The organism is Paenibacillus enshidis (assembly GCF_042136365.1).
Lineage (GTDB): Bacteria > Bacillota > Bacilli > Paenibacillales > Paenibacillaceae > Paenibacillus > Paenibacillus enshidis.
Genome location: NZ_JBHHMI010000010.1, coordinates 156168 through 182670 on the forward strand (window position 1 = coordinate 156168; position 26503 = coordinate 182670).

The 26503-nt window shown below is 51.6% G+C and carries 22 protein-coding genes and 3 pseudogenes; 9 read left to right on the forward strand and 16 right to left on the reverse strand.

All coding sequences use genetic code 11. The features are described 5' to 3' along the window. The first annotated feature begins 6 nt into the window (after positions 1-6). Entirely contained in the window at positions 7-996 is a 990-nt protein-coding gene (gene mgrA / locus ACE41H_RS13655; RefSeq protein WP_375355822.1) for an L-glyceraldehyde 3-phosphate reductase, read from the forward strand. Here mgrA and ACE41H_RS13660 read toward each other — a convergent pair. The 5 genes and pseudogenes from ACE41H_RS13660 to ACE41H_RS13680 form a co-directional block, all read right to left on the reverse strand. Further along, positions 986-1330 (reverse strand): annotated as a pseudogene (locus tag ACE41H_RS13660) (NAD(P)-dependent oxidoreductase); the annotation flags it as partial. The gene mgrA and the pseudogene ACE41H_RS13660 overlap by 11 nt on opposite strands. 1 nt (position 1331) lies before the next feature. Beyond that, positions 1332-1865, reverse strand: a pseudogene (locus ACE41H_RS13665) (ABC transporter permease family protein); the annotation flags it as partial. Continuing rightward, entirely contained in the window at positions 1837-2259 is a 423-nt protein-coding gene (locus ACE41H_RS13670) for an alpha-amylase family protein (protein WP_375355823.1), read from the reverse strand. The gene ACE41H_RS13670 and the pseudogene ACE41H_RS13665, both read right to left, overlap by 29 nt. Before the next feature lie 639 nt (positions 2260-2898). Further along, positions 2899-8412: a S8 family serine peptidase gene (locus ACE41H_RS13675; RefSeq protein WP_375355824.1), complete on the reverse strand. Its 5514-nt coding sequence runs from the start codon at positions 8410-8412 to the stop codon at positions 2899-2901. A gap of 588 nt (positions 8413-9000) precedes the next feature. Continuing rightward, positions 9001-10236: pseudogene (locus ACE41H_RS13680) on the reverse strand (SulP family inorganic anion transporter); the annotation flags it as partial. A gap of 382 nt (positions 10237-10618) precedes the next feature. Here ACE41H_RS13680 and lpdD point away from each other — a divergent pair. Continuing rightward, positions 10619-10963, forward strand: coding sequence for a prenylated flavin chaperone LpdD (gene lpdD / locus ACE41H_RS13685; protein WP_375355825.1), 345 nt, complete (start codon positions 10619-10621; stop codon positions 10961-10963). Between the two features lie 240 nt (positions 10964-11203). Here the strand turns inward: lpdD and ACE41H_RS13690 are convergent, their stop codons facing one another. The 7 genes from ACE41H_RS13690 to deoR form a co-directional block, all read right to left on the reverse strand. Continuing rightward, positions 11204-11950 carry an amino acid ABC transporter ATP-binding protein gene (locus tag ACE41H_RS13690; RefSeq protein ID WP_375355826.1) on the reverse strand — a complete coding sequence of 249 codons (747 nt, stop codon included), beginning with the start codon at positions 11948-11950 and terminating at the stop codon, positions 11204-11206. A 13-nt stretch (positions 11951-11963) separates the two neighbouring features. Further along, positions 11964-12632, reverse strand: coding sequence for an amino acid ABC transporter permease (locus ACE41H_RS13695; RefSeq protein WP_375355827.1), 669 nt, complete (start codon positions 12630-12632; stop codon positions 11964-11966). Positions 12633-12697: 65 nt separating this feature from the next. Then, complete coding sequence (locus tag ACE41H_RS13700) at positions 12698-13546, reverse strand: amino acid ABC transporter substrate-binding protein (RefSeq protein WP_375355828.1); 849 nt, start codon at positions 13544-13546, stop codon at positions 12698-12700. Positions 13547-13740: 194 nt separating this feature from the next. After that, positions 13741-15042, reverse strand: a complete 1302-nt coding sequence (locus ACE41H_RS13705; RefSeq protein WP_375355862.1) for a pyrimidine-nucleoside phosphorylase — start codon at positions 15040-15042, stop codon at positions 13741-13743. 69 nt (positions 15043-15111) lie between these two features. Further along, a complete protein-coding gene (gene deoD, locus ACE41H_RS13710) occupies positions 15112-15822 on the reverse strand; it encodes a purine-nucleoside phosphorylase (RefSeq protein ID WP_375355829.1) in 711 nt (236 codons plus the stop codon). Positions 15823-15942: 120 nt separating this feature from the next. Further along, positions 15943-16608, reverse strand: coding sequence for a deoxyribose-phosphate aldolase (gene deoC, locus ACE41H_RS13715; protein WP_375355830.1), 666 nt, complete (start codon positions 16606-16608; stop codon positions 15943-15945). 130 nt (positions 16609-16738) lie between these two features. Next, entirely contained in the window at positions 16739-17674 is a 936-nt protein-coding gene (deoR, locus tag ACE41H_RS13720) for a DNA-binding transcriptional repressor DeoR (RefSeq protein ID WP_375355864.1), read from the reverse strand. A gap of 252 nt (positions 17675-17926) precedes the next feature. On the opposite strand from deoR, the gene ACE41H_RS13725 reads away from it, so the two are divergent. After that, on the forward strand, positions 17927-18421 hold the full coding sequence (locus ACE41H_RS13725; protein WP_375355831.1) for an ArsR/SmtB family transcription factor: 495 nt from the start codon (positions 17927-17929) through the stop codon (positions 18419-18421). Between the two features lie 70 nt (positions 18422-18491). Then, positions 18492-19784 carry an MFS transporter gene (locus tag ACE41H_RS13730; protein WP_375355832.1) on the forward strand — a complete coding sequence of 431 codons (1293 nt, stop codon included), beginning with the start codon at positions 18492-18494 and terminating at the stop codon, positions 19782-19784. Positions 19785-19864: 80 nt separating this feature from the next. On the opposite strand, the gene ACE41H_RS13735 is transcribed toward ACE41H_RS13730, so the two are convergent. Continuing rightward, positions 19865-20122 carry a GlsB/YeaQ/YmgE family stress response membrane protein gene (locus ACE41H_RS13735; protein ID WP_375355833.1) on the reverse strand — a complete coding sequence of 86 codons (258 nt, stop codon included), beginning with the start codon at positions 20120-20122 and terminating at the stop codon, positions 19865-19867. A gap of 211 nt (positions 20123-20333) precedes the next feature. Here ACE41H_RS13735 and ACE41H_RS13740 point away from each other — a divergent pair, with 211 nt between their 5' ends. Continuing rightward, entirely contained in the window at positions 20334-20591 is a 258-nt protein-coding gene (locus tag ACE41H_RS13740) for a YkgJ family cysteine cluster protein (RefSeq protein WP_375355834.1), read from the forward strand. A gap of 50 nt (positions 20592-20641) precedes the next feature. Here ACE41H_RS13740 and ACE41H_RS13745 read toward each other — a convergent pair whose 3' ends face one another. Beyond that, positions 20642-21259: a TetR/AcrR family transcriptional regulator gene (locus ACE41H_RS13745; RefSeq protein ID WP_375355835.1), complete on the reverse strand. Its 618-nt coding sequence runs from the start codon at positions 21257-21259 to the stop codon at positions 20642-20644. A 175-nt stretch (positions 21260-21434) separates the two neighbouring features. Between ACE41H_RS13745 and ACE41H_RS13750 the strand changes: the two genes are divergently transcribed. After that, positions 21435-22463, forward strand: a complete 1029-nt coding sequence (locus ACE41H_RS13750; protein WP_375355836.1) for an aldo/keto reductase — start codon at positions 21435-21437, stop codon at positions 22461-22463. 186 nt (positions 22464-22649) lie between these two features. Next, the gene (locus ACE41H_RS13755) at positions 22650-23864 is read left to right on the forward strand and encodes a WIAG-tail domain (protein ID WP_375355838.1); all 1215 of its coding nucleotides are present in this window, start codon (positions 22650-22652) and stop codon (positions 23862-23864) included. A gap of 55 nt (positions 23865-23919) precedes the next feature. Here the strand turns inward: ACE41H_RS13755 and ACE41H_RS13760 are convergent, their stop codons facing one another. After that, positions 23920-24624, reverse strand: a complete 705-nt coding sequence (locus tag ACE41H_RS13760) for an S-layer homology domain-containing protein (RefSeq protein WP_375355840.1) — start codon at positions 24622-24624, stop codon at positions 23920-23922. Between the two features lie 22 nt (positions 24625-24646). On the opposite strand from ACE41H_RS13760, the gene ACE41H_RS13765 reads away from it, so the two are divergent. Beyond that, on the forward strand, positions 24647-25612 hold the full coding sequence (locus ACE41H_RS13765; protein ID WP_375355841.1) for an acetylxylan esterase: 966 nt from the start codon (positions 24647-24649) through the stop codon (positions 25610-25612). Between the two features lie 66 nt (positions 25613-25678). On the opposite strand, the gene ACE41H_RS13770 is transcribed toward ACE41H_RS13765, so the two are convergent. Next, complete coding sequence (locus ACE41H_RS13770; RefSeq protein WP_375355842.1) at positions 25679-25993, reverse strand: DUF3817 domain-containing protein; 315 nt, start codon at positions 25991-25993, stop codon at positions 25679-25681. A 218-nt stretch (positions 25994-26211) separates the two neighbouring features. Here ACE41H_RS13770 and tlp point away from each other — a divergent pair, with 218 nt between their 5' ends. Further along, positions 26212-26439, forward strand: a complete 228-nt coding sequence (gene tlp, locus ACE41H_RS13775; RefSeq protein WP_375355844.1) for a small acid-soluble spore protein Tlp — start codon at positions 26212-26214, stop codon at positions 26437-26439. Positions 26440-26503: the final 64 nt, after the last annotated feature.

The following is a 26503-nucleotide window of genomic DNA, read 5'->3' on the forward strand; positions in this document are numbered from 1 at the left end:
TTTACGATGATATATTCCGCACTTGCTTCCAGATATGACACCATGAAATATAACCGCTGCGGACGCAGCGGTTTGAAGCTGCCTGCCATTTCGCTTGGGCTCTGGCATAATTTCGGCGGCATCGACAATTACGAGAACGGCCGCAGGATGGTAAGAAGGGCCTTCGATCTGGGCATTACCCACTTTGATCTTGCCAATAACTACGGCCCTCCTCCGGGCTCGGCGGAAGAAAGCTTCGGCCGGATTCTGCAGAGCGATTTCAGCCCTTACCGGGATGAAATGATCATTTCCACCAAAGCTGGATACCATATGTGGGCAGGACCTTATGGCGATTGGGGCTCGAAGAAATACCTCGTCTCCAGTCTGGATCAAAGCCTGAAACGGATGGGGCTGGAATATGTCGATGTTTTCTACCATCACCGTCCGGACCCTAACACGCCGCTGGAAGAAACGATGGCTGCTCTGGATCTCATTGTTCGCCAAGGCAAAGCGTTATACGTGGGCATTTCCAATTACAAACCGAAGGAAACGAAAGAGGCTGCGGCCATTCTCCGCCAATTGGGAACTCCCTGCCTGATCCATCAGCCCAATTACTCCATGATGTCACGCTGGATTGAGGACGGGCTGCAGGATGTGCTGGAGGAAGAGGGAATAGGCTCTATCGTCTTCTCTCCCCTTGAAAAAGGCCTGCTGACTGACCGTTATCTGAACGGGATCACACCGGATTCCCGCGCAGCCGGACCGAGTGTCTTCCTGCGAGAGGAGGATATCAGCGAAGAGCGCATTGCCAAGATCCGCAAGCTGAATGATCTTGCTGCCGCAAGGGGGCAGAAGCTGTCGCAAATGGCTCTTGCCTGGGTGCTGCGCGGGGGCAGAGTCACCTCCGCCCTGATCGGCGCCAGCAAGGTTTCGCAGATCGAGGATGCTGTCGGCGCACTGAACCATCTTGAATTTACGGAGCAGGAATTAAGAAGCATTGATGAGATCATTCTTTGATGTAGTAGTTGTACAATACCTGTGTTCCTTTATCTTCATACCCGAGAGCGGATAACCGTTCATAAATGGAATGCGCCAGGGCAAGTCCCGGCATGTCCAGCTTCATTTCTTTGGCTGACTCCAGGGCGATGCCCATATCCTTGATAAAATGCTTCACAAAAAAGCCTGGTTCAAAATCCCCGGCGATCATGCGCGGACCGAGATTGCTGAGCGACCAGCTGCCCGCGGCTCCGGTCCCGATGCTCTTAAGCACGGCGGCCGGATCGAGCCCGGAGGTTTGTGCATAAGCCAGAGCCTCGCATACCCCCAGCATATTGGAGGCAATAGCGATCTTATATGTGCCAAATTTGCCGGCAGCGTCCTGCTCCGTCCACTGCGGCTTCATAACGCTGCGGGTCCACCCCGGCCATGGCCGCCAGAAAAATGATGGTGCCCCAGCCCGCCTCCTTCCACATCACCTGTGCTGTCAGCAGACCCCAAAAGTAATTGGGATCGGATAAAAACGAGATGGTTTCGCCGCCGTTGGCGGCAATAAGCTTATTCACAATGCCCACGTCCGTGGAGAGCAGAAAAAACGTCATGCTCGCCACTACAACCCAGGAAAGGAAGTGGGGCAAATAAACGATGGACTGGTAGAACCGCTTGAACGATTCATGCCGGATTTCGTTCAGCATCAGCGCAAGCAAAATCGGCAGCGGAAATTGAAAGACAAGCGCAATGATATTTATAGCCAGCGTATTACGCAGCATGATATAAAAGCTCGAACTGGCGAAAAGATCGGCAAAATGCTTGACTCCCACCCATTTACTTCCCATAAATCCAAGAAACGGGTTGTAGTCTTTAAACGCCAACAGCAGCCCCCACATTGGAGCAATTATCCCCGTTCAGGCAGGTATGGACGATGCCGAAATAATTGACCTCGCGCCCTTCCCGGTCCCGGTAAAACCATTCCGGATGCACCGCAAAGAGCGATTCATACGCCTTGCTGAAATCAAATCTGGCGATCACCCGTATGTTACGGGCGTGGGCCTGGGCGATGACCTCTCCCAGCAAATCCTTTTTCAAATAAGGTGTTACAACCTGGTGCTCCAGGCCGGATGGGTAAAAAGCGAAAATCCCTCCCGCATTGATCATCAATGTGTTTGCGCGGAATTGCTGCAGTTCTTCCATTAAAAGCCCGACATCCAGATCCGCGTCCGTTTCGCGGAGATTGTTCTGGATCAGGCGCAGCTTGTTCGCTGTCCACCAGTTCATGCGTTTCATCCTCCCTCTGGCTGCGATACCATCACTCTATACCTGCTGTTTCAGGCAGAACAGAGACATTTTTTGCTTCAGACCTGCAGGCAAAAATTGTCCGTTTTGTAGATTGCGAAGAACAGCGGATTCCTTATGCTGCAGTAGTAGAGCCACTGCTTTCCTGCTCAAGGGCAACAAGCTTTTTGGACAAAAAATGTCCGAAGTAACCCACAGAACCGTTGATTCGGCGCTCTCCTTTTTCTTGATCTGAGGCGCTCCAAGAACGAACCATTCCTCCAATCGCAGTTGTCCCCCAATTTCTAATTATGATTAAGCGGATGAAATTCGGAGACAAAGGCGAACGCTACCGCTTTTCCGGAATTGCTTCGTCCCTTCCACTGCTGCGTGCATCCCCATCCCATGCGGCTTCTCTTCCCTTCACTAGCGTTGCATTAACTCTTGCATAAGAAAAACGTCTATCGACGACATTCACAGAAGACAGTCCGCGGAAACTCTCAGAATAGATCGAAACAGGCACACATTGAAGCCCCCCTCCGAACACCAAAAAAGGCCATAGAGAAGGAAAAAGAGCGAGTACTGATGGAACAGGCCACCTTTACTCGCTCTTTTCTCTACCACTTTCCTTATTACTCTAAATTCGTCCGATTATTGAATCGTGATCTGCTGAACCGTTGAGCTGGTCGCGCCCTGATCATCCGTCACGGTCAACTCGACCTGAAATGTTCCTCTACGGTCGAATTTATGCTTGGCTGTTACACCGGACGCCGTATCACCATCTCCAAAATTCCAGCGGTAGCGAACGATCTTCCCGTCCTCATCATAAGATGCGCTCGCGTCGAACTGGACTCTCTCCTTCCTTGCGGCTGAGGCCGGCAGGACAAAGGAAGCAACCGGCTTCTTATTCACGGACGGCTCTCCAGGCTCTCCAGGCTCCTGGGGCTCTTCCGGTTCTTCTTCCCCGGCTCCCACCACGTACAGCTTGCCCGGTGTCTCAATTTCCGTCTCGTTGCCAGCGCGGTCCCGGATGGTGATGACAATCACTCCGCCATCCAGCACCAGGGAAGAGGGCGTCGTATAAGAGCCTTCATAATGTCCGGCTGAAGTTTCGGTCAGCGGGGTTCCGGGCCGGTCTGTCGAGCTGACCGAGAGCGGCAGCTCAATACGGAAGGATGCGTCCAATCCCGGTTCGCTGTCGAAGGAAACCTCAACCGTTTCTCCAGAAGTGAGACGAACATCCTCTGCCGGTGACAAATTCCCGATCTCCGGCAGCGAGCGATTCACCACGATGGTTCGCGTAACGGTGGTTGTATTGCCGGCCAAGTCGGCTGCCTCTACGGTCAGCGGATTCTCACCGCTATCCAGGAGAATGCGGCGGCTGAAGCTGCCATCGCTGTCAACGACCACCTCTATCCCGTTCACCACAACCGTCCCCGGATGCTCGTCAAGTACAGTGCCCGTTACCGTAAAATCCCCGGCATTGGTTTGTTCCCCATCTTCAGGCGAGATAATGGCGACGACAGGAGCCTCCTGATCCAATGTAATGACTACCGGCTCCGAACGATCCGTCGTACCGCCGCCATAGACGGATGCCTGAACGGTCAGCGCATTCGCGCCGGGATGCAGCTCCACAGGCAAGCTGAATTGCTTGTTCTCCACAATGGCGGTTCCTGCCGGCTCATCGTCATTAAACAGCCGGATCTCCACGCCATCTGCCGGAGAAGTTCCGGTTACCGTCAGTTGCGCTTCATTGGTATACGTATCGGTAACCGGAGTGGAGATCACCGGAACCGGAACTGAATTTTTGATAATAGCCCTGATCATATAGTTGCCATCGTCCTCTGGGGCCGGAGACCAGGAGCCGCTGACACGGTACCAGCTGCGCAGGGCATTGGGACCGTTCTCGTCTGTCGCAAGTCCCGGTGCCGACAAACCTGCAAGGGTCTGAATGTATACAATGTAGAAGTCGCCTTCCACGATAACCGGATCAGGGATATCCACCGTTGTCCACTCTCCATTGCGAAGCGCCGTGCCATCATATGGTCCAGCAAGCAGGCGTCCCGGACTTCCTTCCTCACCAGAAGCGTCATACACCGCATACTTGAATGCTGTCCCTCCCGGTACAGGCCATGACGAATCCCAGAAACGGAAGGATGCTCCTGTAACCTGTACGGTATCCGTCTCAGGCGTCATCCGGACCGCCCAGGCGTTATTCGCCGCATTAAATGAGTGGGCGTTCTCTGGTGTTCCGTCATCATAGGCAATTTCACCCGGATAGCCAATGAACGGTTTCAGCGCTGCCGATGCATCTACTGTTTCACCGCCTGGCACATCAATCGTAAACGAGGTACTGAAATAGTCATGCGCACTGATCGCCAGCGTATAGCTTCCTTCCAGCACACCCAGGGCAAATGATCCGTCTGCCCCCGTGCGCGCCGGTGCCACATTGGCGTCCTCAAGCACGGTTACCGTTGCTCCGGCAATCGGTTCGCCGGTGACTTCATTCGTAAGCACGCCGCGGATAAAGCCTTCCGGAATTTCTTCAAGGCTGAAATTCACTCGTGTCGGAGCCTCATTCGAGATCGTCACCTGTTTCGTCTGCGGATAGTATCCGTACGCCTCCGCCTTCAGCGTATAATCGCCGGAAGCGTGAAGCATGCTGTACCGCCCTGTGGCCGAATCGGTCTTCACGGAGCGCTGCGTCTCAAGTACGGTAACGGTTGCGCTGGCCGGCAGGCTTTGCAGGCTGATGCCTCCAGCCTCTTCCGCCGGTGCTTTGGGCTGGGACTGTTTGAAATCCGTGCTGCTAGTAACCGATATTTTGAAGAGTGGGGTCATATCAGCCGCTTTTTCCTTATCGGATGGACGATCAAAGGTAACACTTTCCGTATCTTCAATGCCCGCCAGAGCACCAACCACCCGGAAATCGTCAATATACCAGCCAGCCCTTACAACAGAGTTGTCAGTCTCAACGTGGAAACGGAACTTTACTTCGCTCCCCCTGTATTCGTCCAGATTGTAATACACCGGACTCCACTGTTTGCCTCTGTTACTGTCCGAGAACTGTCCCAGAACAGCCCAGGATTGTCCGTCATCATTTGAAATTTCAACATATCCGTGGTCATAACCGGTCTCCAGTTCAAACCAGTGGTTAAAGAACACTACTGCGTTATCAATATCGGTCAGATCAACGGTCGGCGAATACAGTGAGGAATCGGCGCTATTTTCATAATTGCTGTCCAGATCGGTCCCCCACACATTCGGCTCCGATACTGCGCTTGCGGGACCAAACTCCGGTATGCCTCGTTCCCATTCGTCCATGCTGCCTGAGTGTGTCCAGCCGTTATCCGATGGCCCGTCGAAGGATTCACTGTACAATGTAGGAGGAACCTGAACGGACACTTCCGCCTCATTGGACAGGTCACTCAAATTGCCGCTATAATCCTCGGCGGCAACAGCATAATAGTACGTTGCTGCTCCGACGGATAACGCATCGGTAAATGTCAATCCGGAAGTAATGCCGATCTGTTCATAATCGTTATTATCATAGGTGGAGCGCAGCACGCTGTACTGCTTCACATCCTCATCCGCCGGAGCTGTCCAGTTAAGCTTCACATTGCCTATAGGATCAGCCTCTGCCGTTAGCCCTTCCGGCGAAGACGGTGGCGTATCATCCAGCAGCTGCACGGAGAAGTCGTCAAGATACCAGCCAGCCCGCTGGACAGATGTATCGCTGGTCAGGTTGAACATAACATAAACATGCTGACCCGCATAAGACTGCAGATCTACATATTGTGTAACCCACCCGCCGCTGCTGCCGGTAAAGGACATTACAGGCTCGAATGCATAATCGCTGTCATCGGATGCAATGTATAGCGTGACCTCGTCCGTATTTTGCTCAAGATCATACCATTGCTTGAAGCTCAGGAGTGCGCCTTCAGAGCTTTCAGTGAGGTCTATCGGAGGGGCCGCCAGATAGGCGTTCGCATTGGCCTTGTAAGTCCCGTCGAGATTTGTTGCAAACACCTTATCACCCGAATAAGCGGATTCGGGGCCGCTAACCGGCTCGCCCCACGCCCATGTGCTGTTTTGTCCGCCGCTGTTAAAGCCCTGAACATCCGCCTCAAAATTCTGAACATACCCGGGCACAACACCCGAAGACACGGGCACTTGATACACAGGAGACGCAAAACCATTATTGCCGTAATCATTAACCCGGATATAATAATCCACACCTGCAGTCTCAACAAGAAACTGGGGAATGGTGCCCATGTATGTACCGTCTTTGCTGTCGCCCGCTGCCCGCTCCATAGGCACATATACGTAATGCTCCGTCCCGCTGGTTTTCGCGTAAAGCTCAACCGCAGTAACCCCGACATTATCCGTCACCTGAGCGGTAACGGATATATCGACTCCTTTAAAGGCTGCAGCCACAGGTGTATGCTGCAGCACAGGCTCCTCCAGATCGTCACCGCCTGTAATCACTCTGCCGGACACCGATCCCAGCTCATCCGCTACCGAACTGACCGCATTCAGCGCGTTTATAATACCATACCCGTATCCGTTGTTAGGAGCATCCTGGAATTGGCTATCCGTGCGCGGAACCGCAGTATCCATGATGATTTCTTCAAGATCATCCACGGTCAGTGAATGATTCGCCTGCAGCAGGAGTGCGGCCAGAGCGGTCGTATGCGGTCCCGCCATGGATGTTCCGCTATTCAGCGCGTATCCGCCGCCAGGCACGGAAGAGCGGATATTGACACCGGGTGCGGATACCTCCGGTTTGATTTCACCGTATGGAGACGGACCCTGCAGTGAAAAGTCTGCCAAATCTTCATTGATATCCGTCGCTCCTGTAGCGAACGATTCAGGGTAGTTAGCCGGATTCGCTACAGAGCCGGGCCCTCCTTCAATCCCTCTGCTTGGGTCCGTGTTGCCTGCCGAAAATTCGGGAAATATTTGCGCATCCCGCCATGCCTGCACAATCGGCCGGAACCATTCGTCTATCCCGGGCCCGCCGCCCCATGAGTTGTTGATGACATCAGGGGCCATCTCTGGATGCAGATTGCCTTCGGAATCAACAGGGGCAAGCAGCCATTGCCCGCCCTCCAGAATGATGGCATCGCTGGAAGACGGATTGAATATCCGTACGGCAATCCACTTGGCTCCAGGCGCAACCCCGATATGATTCTGCCCGTTTTCCTCGGCCCCGACCATGCTGCCCATCGTATGCGTCCCATGGCCGTTCGTATCTGCCGGCAGATCAGCACCGCTATGAGGATCGAACCAGTTGAGCTCAGCATCTGCAATATTGCCTGCAGCATCATATCCGCGCCACTTGCTGCTCAGTGCCGGGTGGGAGAGCTCTACCCCGGTATCCATATTGGCTACCACGATCCCCGTGCCATCAATGCCTTTTTCCCATACCTCGGGGGCATTGATTTGAGCAATATTCCATTCGACTGTCTCGGGATCAACCTCGGTGGTCTTAAGCCCAGCCGAATCAACTGCTGAAATACGGTCCTCATCCAGTACAGCCGGTACCCCTTCTGCGGAACCAGCTGCTCCCTTGGTATCAGCCTCAACCGCAGATTCGTCCTTGACTTCAACTGCGCCGGGAGCCGGGGCATGCAAATACCGGGTTTCGTTCGGCAAAATTTTCTCTACTTCCGGCTGCAGGGCGATTTGCTCCATCACTTCCTTGGTGCTCGTAACCGCCATGGAATTCACGATAAAGAAGCTTTTATATTCCTGAACGCTTCCCTTGGCCTGCTCCTTCTGCAAAAATTCCTCCAATCCGTACTGCGTGCGGGAAGCCGTCTCTCGGAGAGAACTGACTACAGAGCTTCTTACGGAAAGCTTCGCCGCAGACGGGGTTTCACGCGTCAGCGTCGATCTCTGCAAGGCCTTCTCGGACACGGCCGCGGTATCGGTTTGTTCCTTCATTTTGACCAGATAGGTCACGAACTTGTCCTCTTCAAACTGCTGTGTCAGCTTGGAAGCAACCTTGGGTTCTGCCACAGCAGCCGAGGAATCGGATTTCATGCTCAGATAAGGTCTGTCGGACGTCGTCTCGGCATAAGCCGGCTGTATCAGCGAAAATGTCATGAGGATGGCCACTCCAACGGTAAAGGGCTTGTTTCTTTTACGGAATTTAAACAAACTTCTCCACTCCTTTTACTTGGATTATGACAAATGACATGTTCCGGCGTGCAGGTCATTCTTTGCCTGAATCACCTCCTTCAAGAGTCTATGAATTTGTCAAATAGAGTTGAAGCATTGAGAGCCGATCATGGAGGGAAATACTGAGAGAAGAAAAAGAAGAGTTGAAAAGGTGAAAGTTTGGAAATGAAAAGATGAAATTGGAAAATTCAGTTACCACTAAAGTCAGTATAGTTATCATGTTGACACCAGGCAAGCTCTATTTTGGAAATTTATATGATTTTGATACTTTTTTCTCATTTTATAATGATCATAAAGACCTATAAAAGGGGTGTTTTTCTACACTTCACTCTCATTTTTCGTAGGAATTATGACGAAAGAAGGCTCCCTTCACGCAAATTCTCAGTGCGCTATGGAAGCCGAATAGAAATTTTCTATCTTCATTCGTTATTTTCTATAACATCATCATTCCATCGAAAACAACCGTCAAACAAACTCGAATTTTAGTTAGCGTATCCGGTGTGTGCGGGGTTTCTCCACTTGCACGGCCGTCTGTGACGAGCTTTGTTGACGAAAAGCCTGCAGTGCAGACGCAAGGCTTCCCTGTCCGCGGATATACAATATTCCCGCCAGAAGGATGCCCGTTCCCACAGCCATGATCAATGTGGTGAAAACCGTCAGCAGAAAGGTCAGGCAGAGCACTACAGAATCCCCATTCCGCAGGCGCAAAATTTGCATGAAATGTTGCCGTTCACTCATATTCCATGCCACCACCATCAAAATCGGGGCCATGCCCGCCAGCGGGATAAAAGACGCATAGCGCGCAAAGAGCATAACAATAAGCAGCACCACTACTCCGTGAATGATGCCTGAAAAAGGAGAAACAGCACCGTTTTTAATATTTGTGGCTGTACGTGCGATGGCCCCTGTGGCCGGAATTCCCCCAAACAGCGGGGTTACGATATTGGCAATCCCTTGACCGATCAGCTCCCGGTTGCTGTTATGGCGTGAACCGGTCATATTGTCTGCCACAACGGCGGACAGTAAAGATTCTACGCCCCCTAAGAGCGCGATTACCAGCGCGGAGGGCAGCATCATCAGCATCGTCTCCCATGTCAGTGCGGGAAAATACAGTCCTGGCAGCGCTGAACTGATAGCTCCATAGGCGGAACCGATAGTTTCCACCTTCCCCGGAAACAGCCAGACCGCAGCAGCGGTCGATAAAGCCAGACCAGCCAGGGAGGCCGGGATTTTCGACGCATATTTCGCCACAAGCAGCATGGCCGTCAGGCTGAGGCTGGCCGTCAAGATACTGTATAGGTTAAACGAAGGCAAGTGCAGCGCGATTTCCTTCATGCTCAAAATAAAGCTCTCATGCCGCTCGACGCCCTTCAGCCCGAGAAAGCTGGCGATCTGGCCGCTGAATATGATCACCGCAATTCCACTCGTAAAACCTACCGTGACCGGCAGGGGAATAAAGCGGATCAAGCTTCCGAGCTTGAATACTCCCATCAAAACAAGCAGTACGCCAGCCATAAGGCCCGCGATTAACAGATATTCATATCCATACTGCATCACGATCGCCAGCAATACGGGGATAAACGCTCCCGTAGGGCCACCGATCTGAAACTTTGAACCTCCCAGCAGCGAAATCAGAATGCCTGCAATAATCGTGGTGTACAGCCCGTATTCGGGCTTCACGCCCGAAGCGATGGCAAAGGCCATTCCCAGCGGCACCGCCACGACCGCTACGATCAAGCCTGAAGCCAAGTCTTTGCGCAAACCAGTTGCGCTGAAGCTCTCGTATCTTCCCGTCCACTTCATTCCGGATAACCTTCTTTGTCTCTTTTTTTCGCAGGAAAACGAAGGACCGGCCTCCGGCTCCCACAAGACCTAACTTTGAAAATAGCACTTACCTCCGCATGTCACTGTGATTTATATCACACCAAAAAAATGAATAACCAGGGCTGACATCTTCTACACATTGTCATTAAGAGGCGAATACGCAATGACCTGCAGCCGCGGACGATGAGTCTGCGGTTTTTTTATTTTTACACAATATGAAAAGAAAGGGAATTTCGTTTCATGAATGCAAGCCGCTGGCTGCCGTGAAAGAAGCAAGGTAATATATGATTTATAAGCAGATACAAAACTAATGCGGTTGGGTGGATGGGCCTGAGTGCTGTAGTGAAGGGGAGCAGCTTTTATGATTCATTTGGAGAGAACGGCAGGCCGGATCAGGCTTGTACTGGATGCTTATTTTATGGGCGAGGACGTGGTCGTGCTGCTGTCCGGGGGCGACCGTCCCCATTTGGGGACCATCACCGCAGGTGCCCGGCTGGAGCCGCTGCAAACGGTGCAGCTGCAAAACCACAAGGAGTTCTACATTACCGAGGAAATCGCCGTCCGCCTGCGCAAGCAGTTCCGCGGGAATTTCGCCATCTGCTGCGGCGCGCATTTGGACGACATTACTGCCGAGGAGATCAAACAGCTTACAGAAATGGGCGTCAGCCTCGGGGATGAATTGATCAATCTTCTGAACGGGAAATAAGCCTGACTGAGTAAGCCTGGGACTTCATAGCCATCGAGGCTGTCCGAGGAACCTTGCGAGTTGACGAAAGGCAACTGCGATTGGCGGAATGGTTCGTTCTCGGAGCGTTCAACCGCTATCGCACTTGTCCCCGCTCAACCGATTTCGGTTTTGAACTTATTTTTAATGAACACTTTTATGAACAAAAAAGCTGCCTCCAAGCTAATAATGCTTGATAGACAGCCTTTTACCATATTCAATTTACTCCTCCTGCCCGCTGATGCGTCGCAGGAACTGCACTGCCCGCGAACTGGTCGGATTGCCGAGCACTTGCTGTGGCGGCCCTTGTTCAACGATGTGACCTTCGTCCATAAAAATGACTTTATCCGCCACATCGGCGGCAAACTTCATTTCATGGGTCACGACCACCATCGTCCGCCCTTCGGACGCCAGTTGCTTCATGACTTTCAGCACTTCGCCGACAAGCTCAGGATCAAGCGCTGAAGTCGGCTCATCGAACAAAAGCACTTCAGGCTCCATTGCCATTGCCCGGGCAATACCGACTCGCTGCTGCTGCCCTCCGGACAGCTGATGCGGGTAGGCATCGGCCTTTTCAGCCAACCCAACCTTGCCCAACAGCTCCAGAGCACGTGTCCGGGCTTCCGTTCTATCCTTCTTCTGCACGGTCACAGGCCCTTCCATCACATTCTGTACAACAGTCATGTGTGGAAACAGGTTATACGATTGGAACACCATGCCTGTTTTCTGGCGCAAAGCCAGCACATCTTCTTTCTTCAGCTTCGCTCCAAAGCTCAGCGACAGCCCTCCCAGTCCAAGTGTCCCCTGATCAGGAACCTCCAGCAGATTAAGACAGCGCAGCAGCGTTGTTTTGCCCGACCCCGAGGGACCGATAATAACAAGCACCTTGCCCTTCTCCAGCGTCAGATCTACTCCCTTCAGCACCTGCAGCGGGCCGAACGATTTATGCAAATTGCGGATCTCGATCATCGGCACCCTCTCCTTATTTGACAGCATGACGGCTTGTCCGTTTTTCGAGATAATTCTGCAGCGCAGACAGCACCGAGCTGAATGCCAGATAAATCACACCGGCTTCAGTGTATACAAGCAGCGGTTCATACGTAGTCGCCGAAATCTGCTGTGACGCGCGAAACATCTCTATATAGGTAATAGTGGCTGCAAGTGATGTATCCTTCACCAGACTGATAAATGAGTTTCCGAGTGGTGGCACCGATACACGCGCAGCCTGAGGCAAAATGACACGGCGCAACGCCTGCGCCCTCGTCATGCCCAATGAGGAGGCCGCCTCCCATTGCCCTGTCGGAATGGACTGGATCGCAGCCCGGAAAATCTCCGAATTATAAGCCCCCACGCTCAGCGTAAAACCGATGATGGCGGCAAGAAACGGATTCAGCACAACTCCGATGGAAGGAAGACCGTAGAAAATAATGTACAACTGTACCAACAGCGGCGTGCCGCGGATGACCCATACGTAGAAGCGGGCGATCAGATTGGGGATCTTCCAATTGGAGAGCCGTACCAGTGCGGTAGCCAAAGCTAAGATCAAGCCGAGCGCAAAGGAAATAAGCGCCAACGGAATCGTAAAAGCAACCCCTGCTTTAAGCAGGGGCCAAAAGGAATCGATTAATATCTGTATTTTGCGATCGTCCATCAGCCAGACATCCTTTTACAGTCAATTCGCAGTCCCTTGAGGATCATCCAGGGATGACCCGGACCTTATTTGGAAACATCCTCACTGAAATATTTCTTGGAAATGGTCAGATAGGTTCCGTCAGCCTTCATATCGGCCAATGCCTTGTTCACGGCCTGCACCAGATCATCACTGCCTTTGTTGAACAATGCTGCGCTCTCTGCAGCATTGTCGGCTTCCGCAACCGATTTGAGCGGTACATCCGGACGCTGTGTCTTCAAATCCAGGAAAGACAACCCGTCATTGACGGTTGCATCAACACGCTTGGAGAGCAGCAGATCAATCGCCTGGTTGAAGCCTTCTGTACCTACGATTTCAGCGCCGTTACTCTTTGCAATTTCTGTCAGGTTGCTCGTCAGCGACTGTGCGGACTTTTTACCCTTCAGATCAGCAAAACCTTTGATATCATTGTTGTCCTGATGTACGATCAGCACGGCTTTGGATACGATGTATGGATCGGAGAAATCGTATTTCGCCTTACGTTCATCGTTGATAGATACTTCATTGAACACAACGTCAAAACGTTTGGCATCCAGTCCGGCGAACATGCCGTCCCATTGTGTCTCGATAAACTCCGGCTCCACCCCGATCCGTTTGCTCACTTCCCGGGCAATATCCACGTCAAAGCCAGTCAAGTTGCCGGATTCATCATGAAACGTAAAGGGGGCGTATGTACCTTCGGTACCGATCCGCAGCTTGCCGCTGGCTTTAACAGCTTCAAGCCCGCTTTGCGCTTCATTATTGGCCGCTTCCTCGCTGCCTGCAGCTGTGTTAGCTGTGTTATTGGAAGCAGCATTATTGGCATTGCCGCCGCAAGCTGCCAGCAAAACCATCGTAAATGCCAGCATCAAGGTCAACAAACTGAATTTCTTCATATCCTTCACTTCTCTCTTAATTTTATATTTTAAATGCGGGACAATCCCGGCAAAATGAATAGTACACTATTGAATTATCCGAGTCAATCTATTTATTATAATTCCAATGAATTTAGTAAGAATTACATAAATCCATACATACTACGAAAAAGACAGGCCCCTGGAATTTAGTCCCTAAAGGCCTGTCTTTTGCATTACTCCGTTACGACACCATGCAGCAGTACGGGAGCTTCCGCATGCTCCGCAATGCGCACATTCGCATAAATTTTTTCCAACACCTCATCCACATTCTCCCGGTTGGCATGAATGGTCATCAGCGATTCTCCCACTTGCACGCTGTCGCCGATTTTCTTGTTCAGCATAATACCGACCGCCAAATCAATTTCGGATTCCTTCGTGGCGCGACCTGCGCCGAGCAGCATCGCTGCCGTGCCAATTTCGTCGGCCACCATCTCGGCTACCACTCCGCCCTGCCGTGCCGGAACCTCAATCCGGTAGGCCGCCTGCGGCAGCCGCTCGGGATGATCCACCACGGACGGATCTCCGCCCTGATTGGCGATGAACTCCTTGAATTTCTCCAGCGCGCGTCCGCTGCGGATCGCTTCCTTCAGCTTCTCTTCCGCTTCTTCCAGCGAATCGGCCTTCTGCGCCAGATAGACCATCTGTCTGCCAAGCGCCAGACACAGCTCCTCCAAATCCTGTGGCCCCTGTCCCTTCAGCGTATCAATCGCTTCCTGGACCTCAAGCGAATTTCCGATTGCGAAGCCGAGCGGCTGGCTCATATCCGAAATGACGGCCATCGTCTTGCGGCCGACGTTGTTGCCGATGCTGACCATCGCTTTGGCGAGCTCCACGGCCTCTTCGGCTGTCTTCATAAAGGCGCCTGCGCCTGTTTTTACATCCAGCACAATGGCGTCTGCGCCGGCAGCGATTTTCTTGCTCATGATTGAGCTGGCAATCAGGGGAATGGAATTAACGGTTGCCGTTACGTCGCGCAGCGCGTACAGCTTCTTGTCAGCCGGCGTCAGGTTGCCACTCTGGCCAATGACCGCAATTTTATGCTCATTCACCAGCTTGACGAATTCGTCCTTGGTGATTTCCACATGGAAGCCTGCGATCGATTCCAGTTTGTCGATCGTGCCGCCAGTATGTCCCAGCCCGCGCCCCGACATTTTGGCCACCGGGATGTCCAGCGCCGCTACTAGCGGAGCCAGCACCAGCGTTGTCGTATCACCTACACCTCCGGTGGAATGCTTATCCACCTTAATGCCTTCAATCGCGGACAGGTCGATTGTTTCGCCGGACTCTACCATGGCCATCGTCAGATCCGCCCGTTCACGGGCCGTCATGTCCCTGAAGAAAATCGCCATGGCCAATGCGCTTACCTGATAATCAGGAATCTGGCCGTTTGTATAACCATCGATGACAAAACGGATTTCCTCGGTGGCAAGCTCCTTCCCGTCCCGCTTCTTTTCAATGATGTCTACCATTCTCATCATGAATTCTCCTCACTATGCACAATACTTTGCACCAAAAAATGGACAGATCAATCCGTATGCTTTGCGCTATTCCAACGTAATCGCAGTTTCCAGCGCAACTTCCATCATATCGTTAAATGTAGTCTGCCGTTCTGCGGCAGTCGTCTCTTCTCCTGTCAGCAGATGATCACTTACCGTGAGAATCGTCAGTGCATTCACCCCATGCTTGGCAGCCAGCGTATACAAGGCGGTCGTTTCCATTTCTACGCCCAGTACACCATGAGCCATCAGCTTCTCCACGACGGATTTATCGTCACGATAGAACATATCGGAGCTGAAAATGTTGCCGACATGCATGTTCAAGCCTTTAGCCGTCCCACGCTCATACGCTTCCTTCAGCAGATGGAAGCTAGCGATTGGCGAGAAGTCGTAGCCGCCGAATACGTGCCGGTTCATGCTGGAATCCGTACAGGATGCCTGCGCCAAAATCACGTCACGCACACGCACATGCTGCTGCATGCCACCACACGTACCAACACGGATCAGGTTGCGCACACCGTATTCGGTGATTAACTCATTCGCATAAATGCTGATAGACGGAATGCCCATCCCCGAGCCCTGCACAGAAATCCGCTTGCCACGGTAAGTTCCCGTGAATCCAAGCATACCGCGCACCTCGTTGTAGCAACTCACGTTCTCCAGATAAGTTTCAGCTATGTACTTGGCACGCAGCGGGTCGCCGGGCAGCAGAATCGTTTCCGCCACGTCCCCCTTTTGAGCTCCAATATGCACACTCATTTGCAGTTCCTCCTTCAAGGGATTGTAATAAAGCAAAGGATAAGTCTACTTGCTACAAATTCTTTGGATACCATCCGCACCAGTCCGAATAGAGTCCCGTTTCCTATTATTCGTCCCTTATTAATAGGAAGCGGTGGATTGTCCGCCTTCCATAATTTTCACACCCGAGCTGGCTCCGATACGTGTCGCACCCGCTGCGATCATACGCTCCATGTCTTCCCGGCTGCGCACTCCTCCAGACGCCTTGACCCCTAACTTGTCACCAACCGTTTTACGCATCAGCGCCACATCTTCAGGAGTAGCCCCGCCTGTAGAGAAACCGGTCGAAGTCTTGACGAAATCTGCACCAGCTTTAACAGACAACTCGCAGGCACGCACCTTCTCCTCATCCGTCAACAGACATGTTTCAATGATGACCTTCACGAGCGCTTTACCTGCCGCAGCTTCCACAACCGCCCGGATATCCCGTTCAACCAACTCGTCATTGCCGTCCTTTAATGCGCCGATGTTAATGACCATATCCACTTCGGTCGCACCTTTGGCAATCGCGTCACTTGCTTCAAAAGCTTTAACTTCTGGCGTGGAAGCGCCCAGCGGAAAACCGATTACGGTGCACACCTCCACTTCCGTGCCCTTCAGCAGCTCAGCCGCAAGAGCAACCCTTGCCGGATTGACACACACAGACGCAAATTTATATTTTTTCGCTTCCTCGGCCAATGTGCGGATTTCCGCTTCTCTTGCGTCCGCCCGCAACAGTGTGTGGTCGATCATTCCTGCCAAATTCATTTAAACCGCTCCTTTATACAATTCTTTGCAAATCATTTCCTGATCAGCTCAAGCCTATACTAACACGCGTTTGAACGTAAGTAAATTCAGTCATGAAATTTTGTTCAGCATTGCTGCGGCTCTTTGCCGATCAGGATAACAACGCTTGAGCGGTAAACTGATCTGTCACCAAAATATTGGCGTATCTGCCGACAAGCGCTGCCCGGATCGCGTCAATTTTACGCTGTCCGCCTGCCACCAGGATCGACTTCTCCTTCTTTTGCAGCTCGGCAAGGTCGATGCCCACGGTACGGTTGTTAATCTCCTCGCTGCATATGTGTCCGTCCCTGTCAAAAAAACGCGAGCAAATGTCCCCTGCACCGGTTTGCTGCAAATAAGCCTGCTCTTCCGCACTGAAATAGCCAAGCCTGAACAGCAATGCGTCCTCCTTGACGGTTCCCACTGTAAACACCGCGATATTGGCCTGTTTGCCCAATTCGATAATGCGGCGGATGTGCCGGTCCTCCTCCACCATCTGCTTCAGAGCAACATTGTCGAAGATGACCGGCAACGGCATGTAGCGGGCAATCGTATGAAAGGCGCTGGCAAAAAGCTGCACGGTTTCGGCCGCATAGGTATTGACATGCGAATGGCTGACTCCCCCTTTGAGCTGCACTACCTCAACTCCCCGTACCGGTTTGGATTCGAGCTGCTGTGCCACCGCATGCATCGTTGTTCCCCAGGTTACACCGATAATGTCCGAGTCCTGTACCGTCTCATGCAGGAAATCGGCAGCCTTTTTGCTGATATGCTGCTGAATGACCCGGTATTCATTCTCAGGCGAGTAACAGACCAGCACATGATCAAGACCGTAGGTCTGCTTAAGCTCATCCGCAAGGGCGTTCAGGTCTTCCAGCGGATCGATAATGCTGATCCTGACAAACCCGCGGTCTTTGGCGTACTGCAGCATGCGGGACACCGTAGGACGGGATACGCCCAAGCGCTCGGCAATGTCCTGCTGGCTGTAATCCGACAAATAATAAAGGCGGGCGGCTTCTATGCTTAACCTCTGCTTCTCGTTTTCCATAACGTTCAACCTACTTATCCTGCAATAATGGGTAACAATCTGGATTTTCACACAAACTTTATTATACCTTTTCCCGCTGTTATTTACGATGCGTCGTTCAGTTACTCTTAGGGGCTAATCAAGGAAATTGGCAATCGGATACCCTGCCCTGAATTTGTTGTTTACCGGATAGATTCAGTCATATATACTGTTAATCAGATCATTCTGGAATCCAGAATATTTCAATTTTCAGACCAAAAGAGGTGACGGTTATTGAAGTACGAGCATTCTCATGAATCACACGGCCCAAACGACATGCTCGTCATCAACGAGCAGCAGAAAAAGCTTCTGCAAAGTGCCCTGCGCATCACTATTATGCATGCCCTCGGCAATGAGCCAAAAACGGCCAAACAGGTGGCAGACCAGCTTCACAAAACTCCGGGAAACGTCCATTATCATATTCAACGCCTTTATGAGGCAGGGCTGCTGGAGCTGGCGGATACCCGGACCCAGGCCGGTATTGTGGAAAAGTATTACAAGGCCAAAGGGACCCGCTTTCATTATCCGGGTGCCAAAGAGGATGGAATGCACAATAGCGAGTCTGTCATGGACTGGTTCAGCAGATTACATCTGTCCGCCCCGGAATTCAAGGAGTTCCGGGGCGATTTGATCACCCTGCTTGAGAAGTGGGAAAAGCGCACAGGAGACAGCGACGAATTTGCAGTCAGCATCCGTGTAGCCCGCATCTCGTCTGAACAGAATGAGTGAGTCTTCCGCTTACGACCTGGCCTTTGCTACGAAGGAATGCTACTTAGATGTAAATTGGAGGATTTTAGCGATGAATTCAGAAACTTCCGCTGCTACAGCTGCTGCGGCATCACAGCCCCCAGACTCAGGCTGGCGCAATTTTATTACACCGATCAAGCAGTCCAGGGCATTTACCCTGCTTTGGCTCGGACAATGGATTGCCGTGCTCGGCAGCTCCGTCACTACCGTCATACTGCCGATCGTGATTTATTCCGTTACCGGCTCCACCACCATTATGGGTATGGCAATGGCGGTTTATATGCTGCCCAATGTACTGGTTCTTCCCTTTTCCGGATGGATCGTTGACCGGGTAGACCGGGTCAGGCTGATCCTGTTCACGAACGGCACTCGCTTTCTGCTCATGCTTGGCGCCTGCCTCACCATGCTGGGAGGCCGTATGAATCTGCCGCTTCTGTTTGCGGGACTTGCTGTCTACGGGTTGATGGACGGGATTTTTAATCCCGCATACTCGGCGCTGCGGGCACAAGTGTTTACGCCTGACATTCGGAACGCGGCTAACGCCCTCTCCCAGATCAGTGTGCAGGCCGTACGTCTGCTCGGACCGCCGCTGGGCGGCATCATCGTGTCCGTTACCTCCGCCGGAATCGGCTTCGCCCTTGACTCGCTGACTTACCTGGTTTCCTTTCTCTGCTTTTGGCTGCTGTCCTCAGTTCTTGCAGGCATCCCGTCCTCATTCCGGGATTCAACAGTCGGGAAAGGAAGCTTTATTTCTGAATTTATGGAGGGTTTCCATGTTTTAAAAAAGGAGCCATGGCTGTGGATCACGATTCTGGCTTTTTGCTTCATCAATATATGCTACACCGGCATCATTTCCGTACTTGTGCCATGGCTGTTCAAGGTTCATCACGGCTACAGCCCTATCGTATACGGACTGGCCATGACCGGCACCGGCGCAGGAGCCATCATCGGAGCTTTCGTCTATGGAGCAAAGCGCACATGGAAGCACCGCGGACTTATTGCCTACGCCGGAGCCTTTGCCAGCGGCCTGGCTCTTTTTCTGCTCTCTTGTATCAATTGGATGCCTGGTTTGATTCTGATCATGTTTCTTGAAGGATTCGGCATCATGATGTTTGCGATCATCTGGGAGACCAGCCTGCAGGAGCTTGTGCCTCCGGAAGCGTTCGGCAGGGTTGCCAGCCTGGATATGCTCGGTTCCTTTGCCCTGCTTCCTGCCGGTTATCTTGCCGTCGGCGCCCTGGCTGATCTGATTGGGGGCATCTGGACGATTCAGTTGTTTGCGCTCATCGGAATGGCGATCGTGGCAGGCGTGCTGTGCATCCCTTCCATACGCCGTTTTCAGTAAAACCTATAACCTGTTGAATCAGCAAAAAACCGCCAACAAAATACATTGGCGGTTTGTGGTACGATGTGGCAACGACAGGTTTACCCTCTGCTTCTTCCCATGGAACGGAAAATCAAGCTTACGATGGCAACCAGAACAATCGCTCCGATCAACGCCGGAATGATGTAGAAGCTGCCGATGACTGGACCCCAATGGCCCAGAATCAGACTTCCCAGCCAGCCGCCGATGAAGCCGGCGATAATGTTGCCAATAATCCCTCCCGGAATATCCCGGCCAACGATCATGCCTGCCAGCCAACCAATGATACCGCCTACGATCAATGCCCATAACCAACTCATATTGTCCCACCTCATTTAATTTTTTTGTCGTTGTGATTTATTATTAACCAAACACAAGGATTTGTAACACGCGAAATGCCGTCATCCTAAAATTTACCATTCCGGCATCACCTTGCCCTGCATAAAGCGGTTGACCTTCTCCTGACTTCTGTTACACTTGAACCAATTCCAAGACGCTGCGGAAAATCCGGTGAAAAAGAGGGGGAAGGCCATGGAATGCAGAGCAGGCTGCGCCGCATGCTGCATCGTCATCAGCATCTCATCACCCATTCCCGGCATGCCTCATGGCAAGCCTGCAGGAGTTGCGTGTGTTCAGCTCACGGAGAACGGGAAATGCAGGCTGTTTGGCCGGCCGGAACGCCCGGCAGTCTGCAGCGCGCTGCATGCATCCGAGGAGATTTGCGGGGCTACGGACGAGGAAGCTTACAAAATTCTGGCAGAGCTTGAAAAGCTGACACAGCCCAATTGAATAATGCAGCAACCCCGATCAGATATCTGACGGGGTTGCTTTTGCATAGACTATACGCTTTTATGGCCTGGAACAGAAAAATGATTTGAAAGGCAGGGGGCTGTCCGGATCAGCCGGGTCAGCAGCAGGGCAATTTCCTGCGGAGGAAGTGACTTGTCCGTCGTAAACCAGTGCTGGATCAAACCAAATTGGGCAGAACCAAGATATGCCACAATGTAGCCGGCCGGCTGAGCAGACCAGTCGGAATACGGATGTTCCTGCTTCAAATGTTCATACATACGGGTTCCAACCCAATACTGCAGCCTGTCTTTTAATTCAACAGGAGCGGATGAATGGAATACCGCCCTAAAAAAGTAATCCTGACGCTGCATATATTCAAAGGCTTCGGTTATTGCGGGAAAAGGCGAGTTATCATCAGGGTGCCGCAGCAGTTCATTTAACTGAATGGGCGTTAAAATATCCAGCAGCCCCTTCATTAATTCAGTCTGCTCGATCAAGTCGAAAATATCTTTGTAATGGAGATAAAAAGTACCACGGTTCACACCGGCTTTTTCCGTCACATTTTTAACATTCAGATTTTTTATTCCTTGACTAACCAATATATCCAACAACGCCTGCTCTATGAGCCTCCGGCTTCGAACTACGCGCAGATCCGTATTTTTTGTCATTATCGGATTCCTTTCGGAAACTGTGAATGCGTTAATCAACAATATCAGAGATGTGTCTTTTATGGAACACTCTCCCCACACTGATGATGGTTCCAACAAATTACGGACTATTATAATTGACCACAGAACACCAATCAACACGTGTGTTCAATACTGAAATGGAGGAATTGTGACTATGCACTATCGAAATCTTGCACGTACAGGTATAAAGGTCAGCCAGTATGCCTTGGGCGGAGGAATGTATGGGGCGCTCACAAGTGAAAAGGATAGCATAAAAATCATTCTCCAGGCTATCGATGCCGGAATTAATTTGATAGACACCTCCAACCGGTATGCTGACGGCGAATCTGAGCGGATCATTGGCCAGGCGATCAAGGGCAGACGCGAAGATGTGATCCTGGCAACAAAATTTGGAGCTGAAGCTAACAGCGGACTGAATCAAAGCGGCGGTTCCCGGCGCTGGGTCCGGCAAGCCGTCGAACAAAGCCTGAAACGGCTGCAGACGGATTATATTGACCTTTATCAGCTCCATCAGCCCTTTTCAGACACCTCATTTGAGGAAATATTGGGTACACTGACTGATCTGGTTCAAGAAGGCAAGGTTCGTTATATCGGAACCTCCAATCACCAGGCATGGCAGCTGATGGAAGCACAGGCCGTGAGCGGGCGTCATCACCTGCAGCGCTTTGTCAGTGAACAGTCCCCCTACTCTATGATCAATCGAAGTATTGAGCAGGACATTACAGAAATGGCACTGCGCTATGAATTGGCATTATTGACTTATGGACCGCTGGCCGGAGGACTGCTAACCGGTAAATATACAGCGGGCCAGGCAGCAGACAGCCATTCACGGGCAGCGCGTTTAAGAGGATCTGCGGCCCTTGCCCTGGATCCGGAGCTGCCGGAAAATAAACAAAAATTTGATGTTATCCACCAGCTGCAGATGGTAGCGAACCAGGCAGGTATCTCGCTTGCTCATATGGCAGTCGCATTTGTCCAAAGCCACCCTGCTGTCACTTCAACGATTCTTGGCCCGCGCACATCGGAGCAATTGGGACAGTTTATTGCCGGCGCAGACTTGCGGCTCAGCCCGGATGTGCTGGATGCCATCGATACCATCGTGCCTCCCGGCAAAAGATTGGACGACAAAGAACAGATGTGGACACCAGGATGGTTGAATTCATCCCGGCGCAGAAGAGCTTGAGCGGATGCCAGAACATTTGAATTGAATCACTTGATTATATGCCAGCAGCGATCGCTCCCTGAATTCCATGAGGGAGCGGTCTTTTTCTTTTTGTGGAAATCCTGCTTCCCTGCTTGTTCCGGTGACAAGGGCCTAGCACACTGCATATGATGCCAGTGACGATGACTACAGGAAGGAGAGAGTTATTTGAAAAAAAACAGGCGCACTCCGGGCAGCAGAAGAAAAAAGAGGACCTATTACGTTGACAATCCTCATATCAATGAGCTGGATTGGTTGACGCCCGCCAAGAAAGCAGAAATACAAGTTCATGCCGTTGCCGTGCCTAAGACTCCGGCAGTTTTCGCCCCTTCGACCGTACAAGCCGAAGCGGCAGAGTATTCCAAGCCTGAAATTGCAGACCAGTCGCAGCAACTGGCGGATCACTCTGTTCTGGGGCGTCCTTTAACCCCCGGTTCGGTTCAGTCCGCTGCGCTTGCTCAGGGAGCAGTTCAATCAGAGCATGTAGCCCACAATGCCATTCATACGGAGCATCTGCATCCCAAAGCCGTACTGGCGCATAATTGGGGAGCCCAATCCATCTCCAGGGAAGCGAAAAGAGTTACAGACGTCACGTCCGGCAAGCTTGCCGATGTCAACGCCATCTCCTTCAAGCTTGGCCGGAAATCGGTGCAAACGATCCATATCGAAGAAGGGGCTGTTCAAGCTGAGCATCTGGCCGATAAAGCCGTGCAAGCCGAACACCTCGCGCCAGGCTCGGTAGATTCCAATCATCTGCAATCATCCTCCGTGCTGGAACACCATGTCACTCCGGGTGCAATAACAGGAGACGCACTGCAAAAAGGAGCCGTCTCCTGGGACCATCTGGCCGGTGAGCTTCAAGGCAGCCTCATTACCGGCGAAGTCGACGGAAGCCAGATCAAATCAGGAGCACTCTCCTGGGATCATTTTAGCGAGGAGCTTCAGGATACCCTGGCCCCTGCAAAGGAACTTGACGGCAGCATGCTGCTTCCAGGTACTGTCGAAATGCTCCACTTTACGGATGATGTTCAGGCCTCCATTCAGTCCCTTCATGAGATGGTAGAGCTTTTACAGCAGGCAAATGAAGTCCGGCAGCCAGCCATTACACCGATCCGGTGCGACGGGGATCAGCCGGCTCTGCAGCAGTTCGGTCGAATCCCATTCCTGATGCACGAAAACTCAGACATAACGGAAGCAACCGTTACGTTCGATGAGCCTTTTTCAAACCCGAACTATATCCTTGTGGCCATGATCAATCATTCCGCGTTTTACGCTGTACTGAAATCCCAATCCTCTGTAAGCGCCGTACTGGAAATTGCAAAGCTGAGACAAACGGATCAAAATTTCGGCGTGATTTCATGGATCGCAATCGGCAGTGATTAAACAAAAAGCCTTAACCCGTGAGACTAATGGGTTAAGGCTTTTTCATTATCCATGTTTATTGGGCTGGAGTACCGCTGTCGAGGGATTGCAAAAAGGAGACGGCATTATAGGTCATCACTGCGGCTTCAGCACGGGTGATCGGCTGCTTCGGATCTAACCCTCCCTCCCCGTTCAAGGTATTGATGTCCAATGCAAGCGAGCGCTGTATGCTACCTTGATAAAGCGGATTGATCTCCGCTTCATCGGTGATTTTCCGCAGGAGAATGTTGATCATAGGAAGTTGTCCCTTCTTTTCCATTGCCTGCATCAGGTAGAAGGTAAACTCTTCCTTCGTCAGCTCTTGTCCCGGCTCAATAGTGACTGGGATCTCTACACCATTGTAATAAGTCGCGAGGAAAGCGTCCGTATACCATTGACCGTCTTTGACATGATCAAATGTATCCTCTGCATAGGGTCCTTCCGTAAAATCAATAGCAGCCAAGCTAAGCCCCATGGCATTGCTGATTAGTTGAATCCCCTGTGCTGCCGTCATTTCCTGTCCCGGAAGGAACTGGCCGCTGCTAACTCCTTTAATGAAGCCCTGCTCTCTCAGAGCTTCAATTTTTTCTTTTCCAGCTACATTGCCCAGGTCTTTGAAAGAGCTCCCGGCAATAAAGACAGGGAAAGTGCCGCCGCTGTAGATAACAATACCAATTTTTGTTTCATTTTCATGTTCGTTCCAATCCCCTGTTCTGGTATGATGAAAAAAAAGTTGCAGCAATCGCTTGAAGGAGGATAGGATCGTGAACGCAATTGAAAAGAGGATCAACGAATTAAGCAAATATTATCCTGACTTGACCGCCCCCGCTGATCTTGATGCCTTCTGGGAGCGTTCTTTGCAAGAGGCGTACACCATACCGGTCTCAGCCGTTAAAACTCCTGTCCCTACCCCTTATGCGTATATGGAGGTCTTTCACCTCACTTACGAAGGCTGGGATGATACCCCGCTGCACGCCTGGTACATTCGGCCTGCTTTTATGAAGGAGGAGAAGCTGTCCTGTGTTGTGCTGTTTCATGGTTATACTGGCGGCAAGGGTTATCCTGAGCAGTATGCCTCATGGCTCATGCTCGGAATGGCCGTGCTGGCGGTGGACGTGCGCGGTCAGGGAGGAGAGACCGGGAACAGGCTGAACAGCGGCTACGGAACGGTGAAAGGCTGGGTGACCCAGGGGATTCTAAACAAAGACACATGTTACTACAAAGCGATCACCATCGATGCGATCAAAGCTGTGGAGTGGGTATCCACCCAGCCTGATGTCGACTCTGCCAAAATCGCGGTGTGCGGTTCCAGCCAGGGCGGGGGGTTAGCGTTGATCGTCTCGGCGCTGAGCCGCAAGCCTTCTGTTGCTGTAGCCAACATTCCGAATATGTGCCACATGGATTTCGGCATTTTGCACTCCACCAGCTCACTAACTGAAGCGGCGGAGTTTATCCACCGCTTCCCGGAGCATTTTGACAAAGTGCTTGAAACACTCAGCTATTTCGATATGCTCAATCTCGGCAGCCGGATCACCATTCCGGTCATGGTCTCCGTGGGGCTCAAAGATACGGTATGTATGCCGGAAACGGTTTTTGCCGCCTATAACCGGATTACCTCACAAAAGCGAATTGAGATTTATCCCTTTACCGGACACGACGTTGGCGCTCGTCAGCAGCGGATGACGGCTGAATTTATTCTGAATCATTTCAATAATTTCAATAATACCTAATAACCCAAAAACCGCAGGAAAAGAGCAGCTTGCTCTCCCTGCGGTTTTATTCATCTATTGAACCTTTTAGGCTGACCTGGATATACTCCCGTCTTCCCATTTTCGCATCCACAGTAAATCCATCACGATCAGGCCAAATGGAATAAATGACACGAAGAAAATAATAATGGGTCGGCTCAAGGACCAATCCAGCGCAGACCTTGCATAGATCAGGGTCAGGACCAGCAGCAGAAAGGCCGCTCCATAGATGTTGCCAAATATCGTAACAGCCTGCGGCATCCCTGCGCTCTTCAACGGATATGCCACAAACAGTATGAGTAAATAAGCGACAGCCTGAATCCAGGCTGTAAGCCGGAAGCGGCCTAAAGGTGTTTTAAGCACGGTTTCGATCCCCTTTCATGATAAGTCCATTATAACGAAAAGGGGGGCGAACTCCAATAAGCCGCGGTTATCCTGCTTCTCCCTTTATACGGGGCCAAACCAGACGATTCCCACGCATGCATAATAAAACATTTGCTTTGGGAAAATGAAGCTGTGCAGAGCAGACATCCATCGTTTTCTCGGGCACATGCAGTCAGAGCAAAAAGGAGGTGTACAGCATGGCAAAACCGGACAACCGTGCCGATAATGTGGGAAAATTGCAAGATACCGTACAGGATACGATCGAAAATTTCAGAGAAGCCAAAGATTATCTCAACGAGCATGCCGATGAAATTTCAACTACGGAGCGGAATACGATTGAGGAAAAAAATAACCGCCGTAAAGCCAGTATCCGCGGCATGCGTGAGGAAATAAAGGACGAGGCCAAACATCAGCGGAATACGTAATCTGAATGCGGCGGGAACCTTACGGTTTCCGCCGTTTGATTATTTTGACCTATTTGATTGTGTG